This is a genomic window from uncultured Pontibacter sp. (assembly GCF_947495565.1).
Taxonomy (GTDB): Bacteria; Bacteroidota; Bacteroidia; order Cytophagales; family Hymenobacteraceae; genus Pontibacter.
In genome coordinates, this window is record NZ_CANLZM010000005.1 from 192,903 (window position 1) to 213,645 (window position 20,743).

General features: G+C 48.8%; 18 protein-coding genes and 1 riboswitch. Of the genes, 15 read left to right on the forward strand and 3 right to left on the reverse strand.

What is annotated here, in order from left to right; all coding sequences use genetic code 11:
* Positions 1-2 precede the first annotated feature (2 nt).
* The 11 genes from Q1B04_RS08795 (at position 3) to Q1B04_RS08845 (ending at position 11,202) form a co-directional block, all read left to right on the forward strand.
* Positions 3-827: a sensor histidine kinase gene (locus Q1B04_RS08795; RefSeq protein WP_299758200.1), complete on the forward strand. Its 825-nt coding sequence runs from the start codon at positions 3-5 to the stop codon at positions 825-827.
* Between the two features lie 14 nt (positions 828-841).
* Positions 842-1,258, forward strand: coding sequence for a response regulator transcription factor (locus tag Q1B04_RS08800; protein WP_299758203.1), 417 nt, complete (start codon positions 842-844; stop codon positions 1,256-1,258).
* A gap of 170 nt (positions 1,259-1,428) precedes the next feature.
* Positions 1,429-1,941: a CsgE family curli-type amyloid fiber assembly protein gene (locus Q1B04_RS08805; protein ID WP_299758206.1), complete on the forward strand. Its 513-nt coding sequence runs from the start codon at positions 1,429-1,431 to the stop codon at positions 1,939-1,941.
* A 35-nt stretch (positions 1,942-1,976) separates the two neighbouring features.
* A complete protein-coding gene (locus tag Q1B04_RS08810; protein WP_299758208.1) occupies positions 1,977-2,405 on the forward strand; it encodes a curli production assembly/transport component CsgF in 429 nt (142 codons plus the stop codon).
* A gap of 52 nt (positions 2,406-2,457) precedes the next feature.
* Complete coding sequence (locus Q1B04_RS08815) at positions 2,458-3,864, forward strand: CsgG/HfaB family protein (protein ID WP_299758210.1); 1,407 nt, start codon at positions 2,458-2,460, stop codon at positions 3,862-3,864.
* 219 nt (positions 3,865-4,083) lie between these two features.
* A complete protein-coding gene (locus tag Q1B04_RS08820; RefSeq protein ID WP_299758212.1) occupies positions 4,084-5,766 on the forward strand; it encodes a hypothetical protein in 1,683 nt (560 codons plus the stop codon).
* A 138-nt stretch (positions 5,767-5,904) separates the two neighbouring features.
* On the forward strand, positions 5,905-6,933 hold the full coding sequence (locus tag Q1B04_RS08825) for a hypothetical protein (protein WP_299758214.1): 1,029 nt from the start codon (positions 5,905-5,907) through the stop codon (positions 6,931-6,933).
* A gap of 286 nt (positions 6,934-7,219) precedes the next feature.
* Entirely contained in the window at positions 7,220-8,362 is a 1,143-nt protein-coding gene (locus tag Q1B04_RS08830; RefSeq protein WP_299758217.1) for a hypothetical protein, read from the forward strand.
* 79 nt (positions 8,363-8,441) lie between these two features.
* Positions 8,442-9,017 carry a hypothetical protein gene (locus tag Q1B04_RS08835; RefSeq protein WP_299758220.1) on the forward strand — a complete coding sequence of 192 codons (576 nt, stop codon included), beginning with the start codon at positions 8,442-8,444 and terminating at the stop codon, positions 9,015-9,017.
* Positions 9,018-9,254: 237 nt separating this feature from the next.
* Positions 9,255-10,754 carry a carboxypeptidase-like regulatory domain-containing protein gene (locus Q1B04_RS08840; protein WP_299758222.1) on the forward strand — a complete coding sequence of 500 codons (1,500 nt, stop codon included), beginning with the start codon at positions 9,255-9,257 and terminating at the stop codon, positions 10,752-10,754.
* A 157-nt stretch (positions 10,755-10,911) separates the two neighbouring features.
* Complete coding sequence (locus Q1B04_RS08845; RefSeq protein ID WP_299758224.1) at positions 10,912-11,202, forward strand: HNH endonuclease; 291 nt, start codon at positions 10,912-10,914, stop codon at positions 11,200-11,202.
* Between the two features lie 29 nt (positions 11,203-11,231).
* On the opposite strand, the gene Q1B04_RS08850 is transcribed toward Q1B04_RS08845, so the two are convergent.
* Positions 11,232-12,701 carry a nicotinate phosphoribosyltransferase gene (locus Q1B04_RS08850; RefSeq protein ID WP_299758226.1) on the reverse strand — a complete coding sequence of 490 codons (1,470 nt, stop codon included), beginning with the start codon at positions 12,699-12,701 and terminating at the stop codon, positions 11,232-11,234.
* 144 nt (positions 12,702-12,845) lie between these two features.
* On the opposite strand from Q1B04_RS08850, the gene Q1B04_RS08855 reads away from it, so the two are divergent.
* A complete protein-coding gene (locus Q1B04_RS08855) occupies positions 12,846-13,901 on the forward strand; it encodes a DUF6687 family protein (protein ID WP_299758228.1) in 1,056 nt (351 codons plus the stop codon).
* Positions 13,902-14,171: 270 nt separating this feature from the next.
* Here the strand turns inward: Q1B04_RS08855 and xseB are convergent, their stop codons facing one another.
* Complete coding sequence (gene xseB / locus Q1B04_RS08860) at positions 14,172-14,429, reverse strand: exodeoxyribonuclease VII small subunit (RefSeq protein ID WP_299758229.1); 258 nt, start codon at positions 14,427-14,429, stop codon at positions 14,172-14,174.
* Complete coding sequence (gene xseA, locus Q1B04_RS08865; protein ID WP_299758232.1) at positions 14,422-15,981, reverse strand: exodeoxyribonuclease VII large subunit; 1,560 nt, start codon at positions 15,979-15,981, stop codon at positions 14,422-14,424. Before xseA ends, xseB begins: the two co-directional genes overlap by 8 nt.
* Positions 15,982-16,675: 694 nt before the next feature.
* A riboswitch (SAM riboswitch) is annotated at positions 16,676-16,785 on the forward strand.
* A 300-nt stretch (positions 16,786-17,085) separates the two neighbouring features.
* Here xseA and Q1B04_RS08870 point away from each other — a divergent pair.
* The 3 genes from Q1B04_RS08870 to Q1B04_RS08880 are packed head-to-tail and all read left to right on the forward strand — an operon-like array spanning position 17,086 to position 20,718.
* Entirely contained in the window at positions 17,086-18,408 is a 1,323-nt protein-coding gene (locus tag Q1B04_RS08870; protein WP_299758235.1) for an O-acetylhomoserine aminocarboxypropyltransferase/cysteine synthase, read from the forward strand.
* A gap of 8 nt (positions 18,409-18,416) precedes the next feature.
* Complete coding sequence (gene metX, locus Q1B04_RS08875) at positions 18,417-19,478, forward strand: homoserine O-acetyltransferase (RefSeq protein WP_299758238.1); 1,062 nt, start codon at positions 18,417-18,419, stop codon at positions 19,476-19,478.
* On the forward strand, positions 19,459-20,718 hold the full coding sequence (locus Q1B04_RS08880) for a homoserine dehydrogenase (RefSeq protein WP_299758240.1): 1,260 nt from the start codon (positions 19,459-19,461) through the stop codon (positions 20,716-20,718). The genes metX and Q1B04_RS08880 overlap by 20 nt, the downstream gene beginning before the upstream one ends.
* Positions 20,719-20,743: the final 25 nt, after the last annotated feature.

Sequence of the window (20,743 nt, forward strand, 5' to 3'; positions counted from 1 at the left end):
CCATGAAAACACTGGACCCACTTATACTTATCACGCCTGTTATGCTGGTTTTAGCAGTGGGTATCATTGTGTTTGTGGTGCATTACCAGCGGCGAATGCTGCAGCACCAGGAGCATCTACGCAACTTGCAGGCGGTAAAGCAGCAGCAGGTGCTGGAGGCCACCTTTCAGGCGCAGGAAGACGAGCGCCGCCGCGTAGCCCGCGACCTGCACGATGAGGTAGGAGCCATGCTAGCTTTAATTCGGCTTAACCTGTACCAAATGGTAAGCAATGTAGAGGCGAAAGATACAAAACTGCTCACTAGCGCTGAGGGTATGAAGCAGCAGCTGGATGAGGTGCTGGGCAGCGTGCGCCGCATCTCCCACGACCTGATGCCGGTGGTGTTAGAGAAAATGGGACTTGCTAAAGCGTTAGATGCCTTGCGCAGGACTTTAGCCGCCTCCGGCCAAATTGAGCTGATAATCAATTATAACGATAAAAGTATACGCCTTAAACCACAACACGAATTGTTATTGTACCGTATGGTGCAGGAGCTGCTTAACAATACCATAAAACACGCTAAAGCCAGTGTGGTTGAAATAGCACTGGGGTTTAACCCAACAGAAACACGGCTGCAGTACAAAGACAACGGTATAGGCTTTGATATGGCAGCTTTGGAGCAGCAGCAGGATCTAACTGGCGGAGTCGGCCTGATGAGCCTGCAAAGCCGTGCTGCACTTCTGAATGGTAGCATCAGCATCACCTCTTCACCCGGTGGCGGCACTGCCGCCGATATTTCTATACCAACTGCATTGCCAGAATTAACACATACAACCACTAAACCCTAAACCTGTTACTGCCCATGGAGTACCAGCCTATTACATTGGCTATTGCCGATGATCACAACTTGTTCCGGAAGGGGGTTCTGGAGCTGTTGAAGGCTTTTGATGAGATTACATTAGTGGCAGACGCCAGCAATGGCTCTGAGCTGCTAGAGAAGATAGAGTCTAACTTACCCGATGTAATTATGCTGGACCTGGAGATGCCCGAAATGGATGGCGTAGCCACGTCCCGTTACCTGCTTTCCAAATATCCAGACGTTAATATACTGATCATGTCCACCTACGGGGACGAAGCATTAGTAGAAAGCCTCTTGGATGAAGGGGTTAAAGGCTACTTGCTTAAAAACTCTGAGCCCGAAGAACTGCGGAAAGCGCTACAAGCCGTAAAAGCTGGTAATGGCTATTTTTCATCCGGAATCAAGATAGAGTCTTTTTAGCAAAACCCGACGTTTTATACTTCCAAAGCCTGGCTTCTAAAGAGCCAGGCTTTTTTGTTTAGTAGCTATGTTTTTAGTTTTAATTTTTTGATATAAATATAAACTTTTTTGCTGTTGTTAAGTATAAAGCCTATATAATGTTAGTTTAATATTAATTCATGTGCTTTGGTTTGAAATCTAGTTGGGTAAATAAGTGGCGGCAATCCATAGCAGGTATCATACTTTGCTTTGCACTGTTGTTATCGCTAGAGGCAGAGGCGCAGGAGAAACCCATGCCACAAGATACTACTAAGGCAGAGCAAGACATCAACCAAAAGCCAAACCAGTTTGAGGAAGCCATACGCAGATCAGCCGACCTGGAGGTGGATGGGTTGATTGTAGATGAAACTATCACCAAAATCGGGCGGGATTTTTACGAAGTTTTCCATCGGCAATGGGAGGCGCCGCCAGCAGCCAAAAACTTTACCATACTTATAAAGGAGCGTCCAACACGCGGCAACGGTGCCCTGATTCAGGTTGCTTTAAACGATGAGTTACTCTTTGAGCAGCAGCTGCAGCCCAGGTACGATGTGATAGAGGAAACGGCTATTTACGTGGCAGGTGCACTCTATGAATATCTTGCCCGAAACCAGCTTCAGCAACAGCTGGAGGCAGAAGGGCAGCAGCAAAGGGAGGTTTTTTAAATACAAATTGAATAAAACTCATTACATACCTTTCTATGAAAAATGTTATTTACACCCTAATAGCGTTTGTTTTACTTCTTGCTGGTAATCTGGGTAATGTGCAAGCACAGGATATGGTTTATACTCCAAAAAATCCTGCTTTTGGAGGTAATCCCTATAACTACTCCTGGATGCAAAATTCTGCCCAAGCACAGGATAAGCTAAAAGACCCGGATGCCGAAAGCGGGTCGGCTTACAACCGTGACCCGATGGAAGATTTCAAGAACAACCTGAACCGTCAGATCCTGAATGAACTCTCTCGTAACCTGATCTCTAAGCAGTTTGGGGAAGATGGCGTTACGCCGGGCAGCTACACGGTAGGCGACTATCAAATTGATGTAACGGAAGGACCCGGCGGTATCAGTATAAATATTGTGGATATAACATCCGGGAACCGCACCTCCGTTACCATACCATACTATTAAAATTACCCGCTGCCTGTTCTGCTAATAACCTACACCTCCCTCACCCTTTGTTATGATCAATAAGCTTTACAACTACGCCTATTATACTTTGCTGCTTTTGGGTTTTTGTCTTGTGCAAAGCTGCTCGCCATACTTTCAGCAGCCCATGCAAAGCTCTAAAGCCACCCTCGGGGTGCCATCGCCCGCTTACCAGGACCTGGTAAACCTGCCAGAGCCGCAGCAGAAGGTGGTAGCGGCTGTGTACAAATTCAGAGACCAGACAGGGCAGTATAAACCCTCCGAAATAGGTACAAGCTGGTCTACTGCAGTAACTCAGGGAGCCACTACCATTCTCATCAATTCACTGGAGGAGTCCGGGTGGTTTACCACCATAGAGCGCGAAAACTTGGGTAATTTGCTTAACGAACGTAAAATTATACGCTCTACCCGTGCCGAGTCTGAAGCCATGACAGGTAAGAAGGAGCCAAATTTGCCAGGGCTGCTATTTGCAGGCATCATACTAGAGGGAGGCATCATTTCTTACGATGCCAACGTGGTGACAGGCGGCGCAGGCTTACGTTATTTTGGTGCAGGTGGCTCCGGCCAGTACCGCGAAGATAAAGTAACGGTATACCTGAGAGCCATTTCCACAAGCACCGGAGAGATCCTTAAAACAGTTTATACTTCCAAAACCGTGCTTTCACAGTCAGTTGATTTCGGGGTTTTCCGGTACGTGCACTTTAAGCGCCTCTTAGAAGCCGAAACCGGTTTTACTTACAATGAGCCTTCTGAAATAGCTGTGAAAGAAGCCATAGACAAGGCTGTGCAAAGTATGGTGATAGAAGGGATGCTGGCAGGATACTGGCGGCCTAAAAACAAAGCCGACCTGGAGTCTGAAGTGGTGCAGGCCTACCTGCAGGAAAAAGAAGATGTGCTTAATAGCGATATTCACGGCAACCTGATGGCGGAGCGACGCAGCCTGGTAGGTATTGCCGGCGCAGCAGGAGCTATGTATTATAAAGGTGATTTCCCGGATCCGCAGTTTAAGTTCATGGGAGAGGCCGGCCTGAAGATCAGCTCAAGGCAAAATATTGGTATGGATCTACGGCTGGGCCGAGGAACGCTATCCACTGACAATGGTTTTCAGGCAAATATTAATTATGCTGAGATAAACCTGAATTACCTGATGTTTCCGAAATTACGCTATACGCCATATGTGCAGGTAGGTGGGGGCGGACTGGTATTAGGCAGCGGGTTCAGCGATATTTTTGACAGCTTCGGCGACAGCGGGTTTAACCCTTATGTGAAGGCCGGCATCGGGGTGGAATACCTCCTGACAAGAAACTTCGGTCTTGATATTAGCATTGCAAGCTCCTACCTGCTGGATGACGACCTTGACGAAGTAGAACAAGGCCGCTTTAACGACTACTTCTGGACCGGAAAAGTCGGTATCAATTTCTATTTAGGCCTTTACAAATAAAACTCATCTCACCTTATATAAAAACCCAAGGCTGCAATTATGTGGCCTTGGGTTTTTATATATAGGAGATATTTATTTATAAAAAAGATTCAATTAAAGCGTTATGAGTAATATGTATATAATTAAATAAAAAATATTAATAAATTTTGAAACTTTAATATTGAAGGCTGGTATAATGCTAATGTAAATCATCTTAAACCTCATTTAAAACTCATTAGCATGAAAAAAAGAGTAATCTATGCTGCTACAGCAGCACTGATGTTCGCAGCAGGCTCAGCATTTGCACAAAGCACATCGAACACAGCAACAAGTACACAAGCTGGAGTAACAAACACTTCGACTATTGATCAACTGGGCGGAATTTCAAACACTGCTGCTACTACGCAGAGTGGCGACAACAACGTAGCCAGTACACTACAGGATGGAGGCATGCTGAATAGCGCTGCAGCCACTCAGGACGGCTCTGCAAACGTAGCTTCCATTGTGCAAACCGGAGGTGCAGGCAACGTAGCAGACATTAACCAGGCCGGCATTACGAACGACGCTTTGATAGAGCAGTCTGGCGGTGTAGGTAACAATGCAGATGTTGACCAAACAGGAGACCTGAACATTGCCACTGTTTTCCAGACTGATGGTGTGGATAATGATGCAGATGTTGATCAAGTTGGCTCTGCCAACGATGCATATGTGGAGCAAACTGGCGGAGAGAATAACGAAGCCGACATCGACCAGGAAGGCGCAGGAAACATTGCCACTATCTTCCAGACTGATGGCGAAGACAATGATGCTGACATTGAGCAGGATGGGCTTGACAATGACGGGTACATTGATCAGTTTGAAGGCGAGGATAACGATGCTGAAATTGACCAGGATGGTGACCTGAACGTGGCGTCTATTTTCCAGTACGGTGGCGAAGACAACGAAGCGGACATTGACCAGGAAGGTATTTCAAACTTTGCGATTGTAGACCAAACCGGCGGTGAAGACAATGACGCTGACGTAGAGCAGGACGGCGAATCAAACTCTGCTCTTGTAGTTCAATCGGGCGGAGAAGATAACGACTCAGATGTTGATCAGGACGGTTATATGAACTCTGCATTCACAGGCCAGTACGGTGGAGACAACAATGATGCAGATGTGGATCAGGTTGGCGATATGAACACGGCAATGGTAGACCAGATTGGAGGCATGGACCATACTGCGGATATAGAGCAAGTTGGTGATGGTAACTATGCTTCCATCATGCAGATGGCTGGTTGGGAGAATGATACCGATGTATACCAGCACGGCGATGACAACACAGCTGAAGTGGCACAACTATTCGGCGGGGACAACGATGCTTATGTTCACCAGGACGGACTTTCAAATGTTGCTTCTGTTGTGCAGATGGGCGGCGAGGACAATACGGCTATCATAAACCAGGATGGCGCCTCTAACTCTGCCAGCACTTACCAGATGGGTGGCATGGACAACACTGCCGACATTATGCAGGACGGAAGCATGAACAGCGCTTATGTGCAGCAGTTAGGTGGTCTTAACAATTCTGCAGCTGTTTCGCAGGTTGGTACTTCTAACACTGCCGATGTTTATCAGACAGGTGGTTTCTATAACGAAGCTACTGTAGACCAGAGCGGTGTTTCTAACACTGGTGTGATTTCACAGAGCTTCGCTGCTTTCAGTGAAGCCTCTATACTGCAGGACGGCGACTTAAACAGCGCTGACATTAGCCAGTCAGGTATGATGAACACTGCTTCTGTTTCTCAGGCAGGTTTAATGAACACTGCTAGTATTTCGCAAAGCGGTAGCAGCAATACTTCAACCATCAGCCAAATGGGCAGCGGAAGCTCTGCAACTTCTACTCAGAGTGGCTCAGGCAACGTGAGCACTATCACGCAGCACTAGTAGCTGATTAGTACTTTAATAGTAAGGCACCGGGTTAAAACTGGTGCCTTATTTTTTTCCTGCTAGGCTAGTTCTGGCATACCACTTATAGCAGGCTCATTTCATCTGGAACAAACATGCATAAAACAGATTTCAATCATGAAACCAAAACATACTTATGCCGCCATGGCAGCAGTTTTATTGGCCACTGGCCCTGCATTTGCACAAAGCTATTCTAATACGGCCACAAATACCCAAAGGGGCTCATCCAACCTAGCCAGCATAGAACAGCTGTGGGGAGTAAATAACGCCTCCGATGTGAACCAGAGTGGGAGCTCGGATAACGCTACTGTTTTACAGGAAGAAGGCGAGGGAAACAGAACAATGATCAACCAGAATGGCAATGCAAATACTTCTTACGTTGAGCAGTTGGGTGCGGCAGGAGCTTATGCTGATATAGATCAGCTGGGTAACGAGAATAGTGCAACCGTTATTCAGCACTACGCTTATGACAATCACGCAGAAGTTGATCAGGATGGGGACCGCAATGCATCATACGTTACACAATGGGGTGATTTGAACGATCTTAAAGTGCAGCAAGTAGGCAGTGCGGATAACATCGCTGATTCCGACCAAAGTGGCTTTTTGAATATTACCCGGTTAAGCCAGTCAGGCGGTGCTGGCAACGCTTCTGTTAGTAGTCAGCAGGGAGAATATAATATCAGCTTAGTTTACCAGCATGCCGGCGAAGCGCATTCTGTAAAAGTGGAGCAGGCAGGTACTGATAATTATGCTAACATTTTGCAGATGGAAGGTTGGGGAAACGATATAGCCGTTTACCAGCATGGCGACTGGAATGCAGCATATGTCGAACAGCTGGGCGGCGGAGATAACGATGTGTATGTACACCAAGATGGCAGCGACCATTATGCTGAAGTTGTTCAGGCTGAAGGTGAAGACAACACATCTACCGTGAATCAGGACGGAATGGCTAACGAGGCTGGTATTTATCAGGATGGCGGTATGGATAACACTGCTGAAATAACGCAAGACGGATGGCATAATATGGGGGAAATTAGCCAGACAGGGTTTCTGAACTCGGCTGCCATCATTCAAATCGGAACAGGTAATGCCGCTACTGCAACGCAGTCTGGTTCAGGTAACATAAGTACTATTACGCAGCAGTGATACTTTTACTTAATCCTCAGTAAAGGCACCGCTTCTCAGGCGGTGCCTTTACTGTTTAAATACTTTCTAAAATACTGCTGATCAAGTAAGCTCTCTGTATTTGCTGTTATAGCCAAAGCAGAGGCAACTATTATGTAATAAAAATGCCACTTGCTGGTGCAGCTCCAGCTACTGAAAATTTAAATTAGAAAAGTATAAAATTTGTACTTATGAATGCAACAATGAAAATCGCTTCTAGTATAACATAATTGTAAATCATTTTAAACTTTTTAATATCTAAACAACTATGAAGAACAAACTTAAATTCGCAGCAGCGGCTGTGTCTGTTATGCTTTTTGCAACTGGTTCAGCTTATGCGCAAAGCACCGCCAATTCTGCCACAACAACCCAAACCGGCACCACTAACAGTGCAGTGGTAGACCAGGTGCTAGGTATGAGCAATATAGTAGTTGTTGCTCAGACCGGAAATGCTAACGTAGCCAGTGTATTGCAAACCGGCAGTATCGAAAACGAAGTATACATTGATCAGTCTGGCTTGATGAACACTTCTACTGTCATTCAGGATGCCGGTATGGACAATGACGCCGACATTGACCAGGACGGCGACATGAACGTTGCCTATGTAGAGCAAACAATGGGAGAGGATAACGATGCCGAAATAGATCAGGAGGGTATGTTAAACGATGCTGCTATTCAGCAACTGGATGCAGGTATAAATAACAATGCCGACATTGATCAGGATGGTGTTGGGAACTCAGCCTATATTGGGCAGTATGGCGGCGAGGACAACGATGCCGACATTGACCAAAACGGTGAGCTAAACGACACTTACATTGGGCAGTTCGCTGGCGAAGATAATGAAGCAGACATTGACCAGGATGGCGATCGTAACTACGCAGCTATTTTGCAGGATGCCGGTATGGACAATGACGCCGATATCGAACAAGATGGAATGGACAACTGGGCAGAAACAAACCAGATCAGAGGCGTGGATAACGATGTAGAAGTTGACCAGGACGGTACTGATAACATAGCGGAAGCAACTCAGTTTGAAGGAGAAGACAACGAATCTAACATTGACCAGGACGGAAGCCTAAATATAGCCACCACCTGGCAGGAAGGGGGCGTTAATAACTTAGCCGATATTGATCAGGACGGTAGCGCTAACCTAGCTGATATATACCAATATGGCGGCATGGATAATGAAGCGTACATCAGTCAGGACGGTGACTTGAACGTGGGCAGCATTACGCAATCGGGCTTAGGAGGCAACGTTGCTACCTTAAATCAGATGGGTATGATGAACAACGGCAGCATTACCCAGGATGGGTTGATGAACAGCGCCTCGACCAGCCAGTATGGTAGCGGCAACATGTCTACAACAACACAGACGGGTACTGCCAACAGCAGCATCATAAACCAGCAATAGAAGTATAAATAACCCATGCAGCAGGCTAGTCCCGCTGCATGGGTTATTTAAATAAAACACACTCACCACTACAACAAGTATGAAAAAAGTAATTTTAGCTGTGATTGCCATCGTTACGTTGGCGCTGACTCAGGCAACGGCGCAGACTGGCAAAAGTGAGGAAGCTTTACTGGAAAACCTGAGAGCCAACAAACTGAACAGGCTGCCTGCTACTGCCGGAGATGCTGCGCTCACAAACCAGGAGGGCGAGGCAAACGTGTCTGATGTGCAGCAAGTGCAGACAAACACCGTTGCGAACCAAGCCAATGTGCTGCAGGTTGGCAGCTTTAACCAGGTAGCGGTGCAGCAATATGGCTCAGGTATCAGTACATCTGTAAGCCAGTACGGAAACAACAACTCGTTCGAATCCAGTCTTATGGGTAACAATCTTAACTCCGATGTGGTGCAGCAGGGAGATGGCAACGCCGTAAACCAACAAATTAGGGGTAATAATCTAGACTACAGCCTCATTCAGCTTGGCAGCAACAACACTATTAACCAGGTAGAAACTACTCCGGCCTCACGGTCTTACCAAGTGGTGCAGGAAGGCAACAACATGAACATCACTATTGAGCAGAGCCGCGGTTTTGCACCTGCTACAATACAAAAGCAATAGCTTCGTACACAAATCATACTTTACTTAGAGGTATCATCAATTCCAAAATCATTTGTGAGCTATACTTCTATAGCTCGCCCAGTGCTGCTATGCATAATTAATGTTTAGATAATTAAATGTATTTTTAATATGATTTAATCATATACTATGGCAACATAAATCAAATATATAAGTATATGATTATATGTTATCAGGGCTGCTCCTGCTGATCATTACCACACCAAACTTAACCTACACATGCTAAAAGCTGCTTTCACCCTTAAGCTGTTTTGCTTTTTCCTGCTTTTAATCGGTATTGTTTCCTGCAACGAAGAAACTGTAGAGCCTGAAGGAGGCGGCACTATCAGAGGAGTTGTCATACATGCCGAAACCGATGCACCGATCTCAGGAGTAAGTATAACTACCAAGCCTGCCACTGCCGCTGTTATTACAGATGCGGAAGGCAACTTCTCTATCTCGGAGGTAGATGCAGGAGAGTATAACGTAGTTGCTGAAAAGATCGGCTACAAGTTTAAAGGCGTAACAGTTGCTGTGAAGAGCTTTAAAAGCAGCCACGTAACCATTGTGCTGGAGGAGAGTGTAGGCGGCGGCCTGGCACCAGGCAAAGCAAGCAATCCGATTCCTGAGTCCGGAACGACATCGCAGCCCGCAGACGTAACCCTGCGGTGGAAAGCCCCGAAAGCCAACAGCGGCGATACCCTGTCTTATGACGTATACTTATACGAATCTGGAAACACCGAAAAAAAGCGTATAGCTGAATCTGTTTCGGATACGAGTGTGGTAGCCAAAAACCTGAAGTACAACACAACATACTTTTGGCAGGTGGTGGTGAGAGATGCCAGCGGCAGGACATCTAACGGCGATGTCTGGAGCTTTACCACGATGCCGATCACAAACGCACGCTATCTTTTTGCCCGCGCCATAGACGGCGACTATAACATTTACCGCTCAGACGGCACTGAGGCAAATACTTTTCGGCTAACATCAGAACTGAGCCGCGATTGGTGGCCGTTGCTGAACCCCAAGCGCGATGTGATTGCCTATTCCTCTAACGCAACGGTTGAGCCCCAGATATTTACCATGAGGCTGGACGGCACCAACAAACAGCAAATTACCACTGTGCCCATTGCGGGCTACCATAACCAAGGGATCGGTTTTGTATGGTCGCCGGATGGCGGACAGCTGATTTACCCGCATTACGATAAACTGTACCGCATCGAAAGGGACGGGTCTGGCTTAACTATACTGGCCACAGCGCCGCAAGGCCGCCACTTCCGCATGCTCGACTGGACTGACCAGGGCAACAAAATTGTGGCGCAGACCATCGGGCAGAATATCAACAACTCTGAAATCTATATCATGGATGCCAACGGAGCCAACATGACTTTGCTGGTAGAAAATCTGCCAGGGCGTGTAGAGAGTCCTGCGTTTTCAATAGACGGCAAAAGTATACTTTACACACATGACCAGGCAGGGTTTGAGAATACTGAAGGCCGGCAACTGAATGCACGCATCTACCGGAAAGATTTAGAAACCAACCGCGTAACAGATTTATCTGGCGGTAAGCCAGCCGGCACAAATGACCTATACCCGCGCTACTCCCCAACAGGCGATAAAATAATTTTCGTGAATACACCCAACGATGGATTTGGGCCTTACGATACCTATATCATGGATGCCAACGGGAGCAACCGCACCAAAATATTTTCCAACGCTACAATGCCAGACTGGAAATAGTCATCATCTTAAACCACTCAAGAGCAAAGAGCCACGGTAAGTATCGTGGCTTTTTCTGTTTTTTGATAGTTCGCAAACAGCCTGTTTATACTTCTTGTGAGCTAAACCATACTTGCTTCGAAGCTGTTTATCCTAAAAAAGCTTAAGCTTAGGATACATGGCCAAGAAGCAGGCGGAGCAGGTATGCGAACTTTGCGGCAGAGAGGTGCTGAACCTCTCGCGGCACCACCTTGTGCCCCGCGAGGAGGGAGGCCGGTATGGGGCTACTGCCGAACTATGCCAACCCTGCCACAGCACACTGCACCTCACTTTCAGTAACCGGGATCTGGCTCAGGTATACAATACCATACCTGCCCTGCAGGAGGCGGAGCCGCTGCAAAAGTACCTGAGATGGGTGCGCACTAAACGTATTGAGAAGATCTCGAACAGGCGCGGGAAACGTAAATAACCGCTGCTTACAAAGTATAAATGTCGCTGTTACCGGCTCTTCTCTTTCTCCCGAAGCTGCAGGATAAGGTCTATTTTAAAGTGATGCAATCCGCTTTCTAGCCCGGCTGGGTAATTGTGTGGGTTCAGGTAGCGGCGTATACTTTCGTGCAGCTGGCTCACTTCCTGCAACGAATGTGCTTTTATACTTGGCAGGCCCGGTAAAGTATAAATTAGCTCCCCTTGCTTGAAGACAGGCACCAGCAGGTCTTTATACTTCGCATCCTGCTCCACGTTTCTGCGGCGGGTCGAGTCCAGAGGGTCTACTATCTGCGGCTGCTCCGGGAGTGGCTCCAGCTCATTGTAAATCATATCAGCCAGGTAGCGCTCTTGGTTAAAGTAGCGGCGTACTTGCAGTATACCGGGGTTAGATGTTTTTACCAGTTGCTCCGATAGTTTTATCTTATACGCCCAAGTGCCGTCTTTCAGGGCTGCCAGTTTGTACACGCCGCCTAAGGCTGGTTGGTCGTATGCGGTAATCATCTTCGTGCCCACGCCCCACACGTTTATCTTGGCTCCCTCTTGCTTCAGGTGTGTGATCAGGCGCTCGTCCAGGTCGTTGCTGGCTACAATGTTGGTGTCGGTAAAACCAGCTTCATCAAGCAGCTTGCGGGCTTCCTTGCTCAGGTAAGTAAGGTCTCCGGAATCCAGACGGATGCCACCGAATCCAAACCCCTTAGGCTGTAGTTTTTGGGCAACTGCAATGGCTTTCTTTACGCCTTCTAAAGTATCATAAGTATCGACTAACAACACGGTGTCTTGCGGAAAAGCCTCGCCATAAGCTTCAAAAGCCTCTTCTTCAGAGTCGAATGCCTGCACCCAGCTATGGGCGTGCGTGCCCCTAACAGGAATGTTGTAAAGCTGCCCCGCCAGCAAGTTAGAAGTAGCGTCTGCTCCGCCAATATAAGCGGCGCGTGCTGCAGAAAGAGAGCCGTCGATGCCCTGTGCCCGGCGCATGCCAAACTCAATTACCATATCGCCTTTGGCAGCCTCTTTAATGCGGGCAGCTTTGGTGGCTATCAGTGTTTCGAAATTGATGATGGTGAGCAGCGGCGTTTCGATGAGCTGTGCCTGCAGCAAAGGCCCTTTAACACGAACCAGCGGCTCACTCGGAAAAACCACGGTGCCTTCCAGCACGGCATCTACATCGCAGGTAAACTCCATCGCCCCCAGATAATCCAGAAAACCTTGCTCAAAAAGCGGCTGGCCCTGGCTGCCTTCTAAGCTGCCTAAATAAGCCAGATCATCTTTCGTAAATTTCAGTGCCTGCAGGTATTGTATAGCATGCTCCAAACCGGCCGCCACAGTATAACCACCGCCAAACGGGTTCTTCCGAAAGTATAAATGAAACACTGCTTCCTGCTCTGCCATGCCGTTTTTCCAGTAGCCGTAAGCCATGGTAAGTTGATAGAGGTCGGTAAGCAGGGAGAGGGAGGTGCGGTAAATCTGTTGTAGTGCCATGGGCGGTATTCGGGTTGTTCTGCCGGAAAGTTAACAAGTATAGCCGAGAATTAAAGAACTTGATGACAGCAAAACTGTAGGGCGCTAAACCTAAGTTGTCTAGAAAAATTTGCAGGTTGGCGGACGTATCTGCAATTTTAGGGCATGCAGAAACGACAGTTTATACCTTTCTCGGAGGTTAAAAATAAAAAGGCTATTGTAGTGGATAGCGCACATGCCAATGGTATAATGCTTTCTCACTGGAAAGGCGCCCCCACAACCGAAGCCGTAAAAGACGATACCAGCGCAGGCATTGTGCTGAATGCGTTGCGCCAGAACATGCTAGGGCTAGACCTGCCGTATGTAACAGCCAATCATTTTGACATAGACGGTTTTGTGGGCGTATGGGCGCTGCTGAACCCGGAGCTGGCACTGGAGCATGAGGAACTGCTGCGGCAGATGGCGCTGATCGGCGATTTTAGGGAGCTGGACCTGAACCACCCGCTGGCCGGAGAGGCGCTGAAGCTGGTTTGCTGGCTTAATGCCAAAGAGCGGGAGTTATTTTACAAGCCTTTTGAGGCTGATGAGATGGAGGAGAAGGAGGCTATGCAGTGTGTGCAGAAGTTCAAGTATTTTTTACGTGAATTTGGCCGTGTGTTGCAGGACCCGGATTGGGAGCGAGGTGCCTGGGAAGATGAAGTGGGCGGCGTGCTGCTGGGCTACCGCGATATGTATAAGCCGGATACAAAGATCACACGGCATCCTGAAATAGGCCTGATTATTATAGAAACGCCACACCCGCTGCATTATTATGCGCTTTTCAGCCGTACGCAGGGCTTCGACATGGTGCTGGCCTGCTACCAGGATAACAAGTATGAGCTGGAGTATAAGTATACTACCTGGGTAGATATTACCTCAAGGCCAACGCTGCCGCGCCTAAGTATGGCTGCAATCGCTGCCAGGCTAAATGAGCTGGAAACCTCCGGCCGCCGCTGGACCTACGATTCAGTAACTGAAACCGGGCCTTTGCTGCGCCTGGATGGCGATAAGCTAAACCGCTCCGAAACCTACGCCAACCCCACTGAGCGCGAAATTTATACTTCATCTATACCTGTGGAGGAGCTGAAGCAGCAGGTGGTAACTTGTTATCGCGAAGCCTACAAAAACATACAGCCAAAGAATAACTGGACCTGGAAAGAGGTAAAGGAGCTTAACCGATAATAATAAAGTTACAAGTATAAAGCCGCAGGGTTTTGCGGCTTTATACTTGTAATGCCCATCTCAAATGAAAAGCGCCCCTGTGAAGACATACTGAAGTGAAGGAGCTTTTTAGTGTCAGTATAAGCTCCAGATCAGTGATACTCCTTTATCCTTTCGCAAGCTGAAAGATTGCCGTATGGAAAACCACTGGTTTAAAACTCGCGGTAGGGTAACCGGAGTATCTGTATCCAATTTGTTGCTGATGTAAAGTATAAACGGGTAAATTAAAAGCTAAAAAAGCGTACCTGCACTGTCATCCTGCTGCTTGGCTGGGGAGGGTGTTTCGCAATTTTCTTCGTTAAAAACCTGGTCGATGGCCTTTTCGGCTTTACGGAGCTTCTCCTTACACAACTTTATCAATTGCGAAGACCGCTGCACTTTCTGCGTCAGCTCATCCACGTCCACAGCGTCATTCTCGATGGCGCGTAAAATCTCCTCCAGCTCCTGCGTTGCTTCCCGGTACGTCATGTCCTTTAAATCTTTATTCATCTGTATCTATATTTACAACCATGCTATGGAGAGTGCCGTCCTGCATCTTTGTCTCCACCACATCGCCGTCTTTAACGTTTTTTATGCTTTTAATAATTTTGCCGTTTAGCAGCGTCAGCGTATAGCCGCGTAGTAGCAGCTTTTCAGGGTTGTTTGCCTCAATGCTCATTTCCAGCAGCTTCAGGCGATGGTTTTCTCCCTGGAGTTTGCCTTTGGTGCCGTACTCCAGCTTATCGCCGTACTTTGTAAATGCCAGTTGGTTTTTCTTCAGGTTATCTTTTGCCTCCGTTTCCACGCAATGCACCAGGTGGTTGAGTTCGTGCTCCTTCATGTGCAGGTAGCGCTGGCTTTTACCCTCCACGCACACCGACAGCTCCTGTAAATGCCGCTGCCGCTCATGCAGGAGGTCTTTGGTGCCAGAGTAAATGTCTTTTTCCAGATCGCTGACGAAATGCCGTTGCGCCTCCAGGTAAGACTTCGGCTTCAGCAGCAACCCCCTCGATAGGTTTTCAAGTTTATCCTTACGGTTCTGTAGCTGTTGTTTGGTGATGTTGTTTAAGCGCAGACTCAGGCGCTCAAGCTTGTCATCTGTCAGCTTAAGCTGCTGCGCTGCAAACATCCGGATGCTGTCGAACATGTTTTCGGCAAGCTCCTCTGCCTCCCGAAACCTGTCGATCAGGAAACCGGCAACGGCTGTAGGTGTTTTGAGGCGGGTGTTGGCCACCAAATCGGCAATACTTTCATCGCGCTCATGCCCGATACCCGTGAGCACCGGCAGTGGCGAATGGCCGATGGCAGCAGCGATCTTATAGTCGTCGAAGCAGCTTAGGTCGGTTTGAGAACCACCTCCGCGAATCAGAACAATCGCATCAAACGTTTCGCTTTCTCGAGCAATTTGAGCAAAAGCCTGTGCCACCGAAGCCGGAGCATCGTTGCCTTGCACCGTAGCCGCAAAAAGCGTGTGCTTAAAACTATAGCCGTAGCTGTTGTTCTCCAGCTGATGTATAAAATCCTGGAAGCCAGCAGCCGTGGCCGAAGAGATAACCGCGAGCCGCTGAGGTACCAGCGGCAGCTCCAGCTCTTTGTTTGCCTCCAGCAAGCCCTCCGCCTCCAGGCGTTTTAATGTTTCCTGGCGCTGCCTTGCCAGATCTCCGATAGTATAGTTCGGGTCGATGCTGGTAATGTCGAGGCTAAGGCCGTACAACTCATGAAAGCGCACCGTTGCCTGCAGCAGCACTTTGAGGCCAGCTTTTAGCGGATGTCCTGTTTTCTCTTCAAAGTATCGTCCCAGCATCTGGAATCGTGAGCCCCAGATGGTAGCCCTTGCCTGCGCCAGCATTTGCCGTGCATCGTCGCCTTTGTCTACCAACGTGAGGTAGCAGTGGCCTTTGCGGCGGTCCACGTTAACCTGAGCTACCTCTGCCACTACCCAATAACTGTCCGGAAATGCCACTTCCAGCTCTTCCCGAATCTGCTGGTGCAGCTCATAAAGAGATAACGGGGCTTGGTATTCCTCGTGCTCTACCGTCTGGCGAAAAAAAATCTGGGACATGGGCTACAACGTTTCTATCTCCTGCACAACCGGCAGAGCGCCGGCTCCTAAAATTCGAAGATAGGATTTTTTGACTAAAATAATTAGTACGGTAGCAGAGAAAAAGTTTTTTGTCTGAATAGGGATGGGGAGGATTATTAAATTAATAGGATTTTGGTAGTACCGGGTCTAACCACCCCTGCCCCTCCTTATTTAAGGAGGGGAGCTTCACCCCACCCCAACCCTCCCCTAAAAACAGGGGAGGGAGTCCAGTTCTAATTGAATGGCTGTGGCTATCGAAAACTGATCCCAGTCTTTCCGTGGGGGTAGGGGCCCTCGAAAAGAGCGCCTTTGGAGTTTTTCCGGTGCCGAGCGAGAGCGAGGCATTGCGACGCAGGAGCAAAGGAAAAGGTCCCAGTGCGATGCGGAAAGACGAGCCCTCCCGGGCTAGAGGGAGCCAAAGTATGAAATGCAGCTATAGCTATTCAGGACTGAGGATCAGCAGCAGCAAGAAAGTATAGCTTGTGTCAAGTCGCTAGAACAGCGACTTGAGTATAGAGAGACAAACGGACGCTTGCGCGAGTATAGACTTAAAGAGCTGACATGAGGGTGAAGGCTTGTAAAGCTGATTTCAAAAAAACATCAAAAACATTTGGCTTTTTAAAAAAGCGCCCCGTATACTTGCAACATCAAGTCAATACGCCCTTAGCGCATTGATTTATAAAGAAGCGTGGAGAGACAGGCTCTGTGAAGCGCTAGCAACCTAACCAGCGGTGTTAAGGTGCTAATTCCTGAGTTCGGCAGGGTGCCGGACGAATATAAATTGATACGGCCATGAACAAGGGAATCAACTCAACACAGCACGTAATATTAGTTTCGCCGGTAGCCAAAGCGCTATCGCAGATCTGCTTTTTAGCTCCTGCTAAATTTGCTGTCATGCACACGCCCATGTGTGTCATGCCTGGCTGTTGTTGCTGTTAATCAAGATATAAAATTCCTGTTTGATTATAAGGTTTAGTAGCTGATTCCACATCTGCTGCTACGGCCCACTTATACCTCTACAGCATGCCTGCTTATACTTTAATCATACTTTTTCTTTTCAAAAAATAAAAAATCAGCATAACTATGTCTAAAAAACTGCACTTCGATACGCTACAGCTGCACGCTGGCCAGGAAATAGATCCAACTACACAGTCGCGCGCCGTACCGATTTACCAGACCACTTCTTATGCCTTCAAAAACGCAGAGCACGGTGCTAACCTGTTTGCCCTGAAGGAGTTTGGCAACATCTATACCCGCATCATGAACCCCACTACAGATGTGTTTGAGAAGCGCGTAGCGGCCCTGGAAGGAGGAGCGGCGGCAGTGGCTGTGGCATCTGGCCAGGCGGCACAGTTTATAGCTCTTAATAATATTCTGGAGGCCGGAGACAATTTCCTGACAACCAGTTACCTGTATGGCGGCACTTATAACCAGTTTAAAGTATCATTCAAACGTTTGGGCATTGAAGCACGCTTTGCCGAGAACGAAGAGATAGCAAGCTACGAGAAGCTGATCGACGAGAAAACCAAGGCCATTTATGTGGAAACCATTGGTAATCCGCGTTTCAACATTCCGGACTTTGAGGCCATTGCCGCACTTGCCCGCAAGTATGATATTCCGTTGGTGGTGGATAATACCTTTGGCGCAGGCGGTTACCTGTTCCGCCCGCTGGAGCACGGAGCCAATGTGGTGGTGGAGTCTGCCACAAAATGGATCGGTGGCCACGGTACCAGCATTGGCGGCGTGATTGTGGATGGTGGCAACTTTAACTGGGGCAACGGCAAATTCAAGCAGTTCTCAGAGCCTTCGGAAGGGTATCACGGCCTCAACTTCTGGGAGGTTTTTGGGGAGGACGGACCTTTCGGAAACATCGCCTTCGCCATTCGTGCCCGTGTAGAAGGCCTTCGGGATTTCGGTCCTGCGCTTAGCCCGTTCAATTCGTTCCTGCTGCTGCAAGGCTTGGAAACACTTTCGCTGCGTGTGGACAGAACAGTGCAAAATGCCCTGGCGCTGGCAAAGTGGCTGGAGCAGCACGAACTGGTGGAGAGCGTGAACTACCCTGGCCTGGAGAGCAGCCCATACCATGAGCTAGCCAAGAAATACCTCAAGCGCGGTTTTGGAGGGGTTTTCTCTTTCAAGTTGAAAGGCGATAAGCAGCAGGCGGAAACGTTTGTGAACAGCCTGCAACTGGTAAGTCACCTGGCTAACGTGGGGGACGCCAAAACCCTGATCATACATCCGGCCTCTACCACGCACCAACAGTTAAGCGATGTGGAGCAGCTAAGCGCCGGCGTAGACTCAACCTTGTTGCGCGTATCCGCCGGAATCGAACACATAGAAGATATCAAAGCCGATTTTGAGCAGGCCTTTGCCAAAGTAACCGAGGCAGAGCTAGCCATAGACTAATTTATAAAATGCCAGAACAGCACATATTTCATCATCAACAGGAATTCCGGCTGGAGTCGGGGGCAACGCTTCCGGGTTTTCAACTCGCTTATACCACCTACGGCACCCTGAACCCGCAGCGCAGCAATGTGGTGTGGGTGTGCCATGCCCTAACCGGCAGCTCCGATTTTACCGACTGGTGGTGCGACCTGTTCGGGGAGGGAAAGCTTTATGACCCGCGCGAGTGGTTTGTGGTGTGCGCCAACACCCTGGGCGGTTGCTACGGCTCCACGGGGCCGCTGTCAGTAAACCCTAAAACGCTGCAGCCTTACTTTCATACTTTTCCGCAACTCACTAACCGCGACATTGTGCGCGCTTTTGATTTGCTGCGGCAGGAGCTGGATCTGGAGCTGGTGCATACATTGCTGGGCAGCTCGCTGGGTGGGCAGCAGGCGCTGGAGTGGGTGCTGCAGGCACCTAATTTGTTTGAGCGGCTGGTGCATGTGGCCAGCAATGCAAGGCATTCGCCGTGGGGCATTGCCTTTAACGAAAGCCAGCGCATGGCTATCCGCCAAGACCAAAGCTGGGCTACCAACACGGCAGAGGCCGGCAGGGAAGGAATGAAAACAGCGCGAGCCATTGCTATGCTGTCGTATCGGCACTACCATACTTATAATGAGGCGCAGCAGGAGCCAGGCCATAGTATAACCGATAATTACCGGGCCTCCAGTTACCAGGTGTACCAGGGTGATAAACTGGCGCAGCGGTTTAACGCTTATACGTATTGGCTGCTCTCCAAAGCCATGGACTCGCATAACGTGGGCCGCGACCGGGGAGGAGTGGAGCGGGCGCTTGCACAGGTCAAAGCCCGAAGCCTATTTGTGGGCGTGGACACTGACCTCCTGTTTCCGGTGGAGGAGCAGCATTTTCTGCATGCGCAGGTGCCGCAGGCATCTTTCCACCTGATCCAGTCCAATTACGGGCACGATGGCTTTCTGGTGGAGGTGGATCAGCTGACCAACGCTATCCGGCAATTTTATCAACAAGAAAAGATTGTAACAGAAGAAGAATATGAAAAACAAGAGCACTAAGCGCATTGGCATATTTGGTTTTGGCTGCGTAGGCCAGGGACTGCACGATGTTTTGCAGGACAACCCGCACCTGCAGGTTGCCAGAATCTGCGTACGCGACCGCGAGAAGTTACGCGCCTTGCCCAGCCACAGCTTCATTTACAACCCGCAGGAGCTGCTGCAGGATGATAGTATAGATCTGTTTGCAGAACTGATCAGTAACCCCAAAGAGGCACTGCATATTGTGAAGCAGACGCTGGAGGCAGGGAAAACCATTGTGTCGGCAAATAAGAAAATGATCTCGGAGAACCTGACGGAGCTGGTGGCACTGCAGCAGGAGTTTGGCGGCACGCTGCTTTATGAGGCGGCTGTGTGCGGCAGCATCCCGATTTTGCGCACACTGGAGGCATACTATAGCAATGAGCCGCTGCAGGAGGTAAGCGGAATTCTTAATGGCTCTTCTAATTTTATACTTAGCAAGCTGGATAGCGAGGGTGTTTCCTATAACGAGGCGCTGGCTCAGGCTCAGGCACTTGGTTTCGCGGAGGCTGACCCGACATTGGATGTAGGTGGGTATGATGCGCTGCACAAAATAAGCCTGATCGCCGCACATGCCTTCGGGGCAGTAATTAAACCGGAGCAGGTGCTGCGTTGCGGTATTCAGCATATCTCTAAGCAGGATGTGGCGCTGGCGCAGTCGTTGGGCGCTCGTATCAGGTTAGTGGCATCCGCCAAACTCAACAAAAATAACAAACTGGAGCTGCAGGTGCTGCCGACTTTAGTGTTCCCGGACTCTGAGCTATACTTTGTGGAGGCGGAATTTAACGGAGTGCAACTGCAGGCAAAGTATGCCGGTAACCAATTTCTGAAAGGGCGGGGCGCTGGCAGCCACCCGACTGGCTCTGCTGTTTGGGCCGATGTATCGGCGGCGTTGGATGGCTATAAGTATAACTACCCCAAATTCAGGTATAACGATGAGGAGCAACTAAGGTCTGTACCGCTGGAGGAGGACGACGAACTGAAAATATACTTGCGCACAACTATGCCAGAGTTTTTGCCGCAACTGCCATGGCGGGAGCTGGCTACATTCGGCTCGGATGCAAAAGTCTGTCAGTTGGTAGGCACAATATCGCGTAAAGACCTGCTGCTATACTTGCCAGCCCTTAAACAGACGATTGCTTTTATAGCACAGCTGCCATCAAACGTGTCGGCGGAGCAGTTTATAAACGCTTCTTATACCTTACTTGAGGAGGCGGCTTAGAATGTTTGGGAATTGTACTATATTT

Coding starts and splice junctions, on each gene's coding strand:
- Q1B04_RS08795 (WP_299758200.1), top strand. CDS start 3: ATGAAAACACTGGACCCACTTATACTTATCACGCCTGTTATGCTGGTT.
- Q1B04_RS08800 (WP_299758203.1), top strand. CDS start 842: ATGGAGTACCAGCCTATTACATTGGCTATTGCCGATGATCACAACTTG.
- Q1B04_RS08810 (WP_299758208.1), top strand. CDS start 1,977: ATGAAAAATGTTATTTACACCCTAATAGCGTTTGTTTTACTTCTTGCT.
- Q1B04_RS08815 (WP_299758210.1), top strand. CDS start 2,458: ATGATCAATAAGCTTTACAACTACGCCTATTATACTTTGCTGCTTTTG.
- Q1B04_RS08820 (WP_299758212.1), top strand. CDS start 4,084: ATGAAAAAAAGAGTAATCTATGCTGCTACAGCAGCACTGATGTTCGCA.
- Q1B04_RS08825 (WP_299758214.1), top strand. CDS start 5,905: ATGAAACCAAAACATACTTATGCCGCCATGGCAGCAGTTTTATTGGCC.
- Q1B04_RS08830 (WP_299758217.1), top strand. CDS start 7,220: ATGAAGAACAAACTTAAATTCGCAGCAGCGGCTGTGTCTGTTATGCTT.
- Q1B04_RS08835 (WP_299758220.1), top strand. CDS start 8,442: ATGAAAAAAGTAATTTTAGCTGTGATTGCCATCGTTACGTTGGCGCTG.
- Q1B04_RS08840 (WP_299758222.1), top strand. CDS start 9,255: ATGCTAAAAGCTGCTTTCACCCTTAAGCTGTTTTGCTTTTTCCTGCTT.
- Q1B04_RS08845 (WP_299758224.1), top strand. CDS start 10,912: ATGGCCAAGAAGCAGGCGGAGCAGGTATGCGAACTTTGCGGCAGAGAG.
- Q1B04_RS08850 (WP_299758226.1), bottom strand. CDS start 12,701: ATGGCACTACAACAGATTTACCGCACCTCCCTCTCCCTGCTTACCGAC.
- Q1B04_RS08855 (WP_299758228.1), top strand. CDS start 12,846: ATGCAGAAACGACAGTTTATACCTTTCTCGGAGGTTAAAAATAAAAAG.
- xseB (WP_299758229.1), bottom strand. CDS start 14,429: ATGAATAAAGATTTAAAGGACATGACGTACCGGGAAGCAACGCAGGAG.
- xseA (WP_299758232.1), bottom strand. CDS start 15,981: ATGTCCCAGATTTTTTTTCGCCAGACGGTAGAGCACGAGGAATACCAA.
- Q1B04_RS08870 (WP_299758235.1), top strand. CDS start 17,086: ATGTCTAAAAAACTGCACTTCGATACGCTACAGCTGCACGCTGGCCAG.
- metX (WP_299758238.1), top strand. CDS start 18,417: ATGCCAGAACAGCACATATTTCATCATCAACAGGAATTCCGGCTGGAG.
- Q1B04_RS08880 (WP_299758240.1), top strand. CDS start 19,459: ATGAAAAACAAGAGCACTAAGCGCATTGGCATATTTGGTTTTGGCTGC.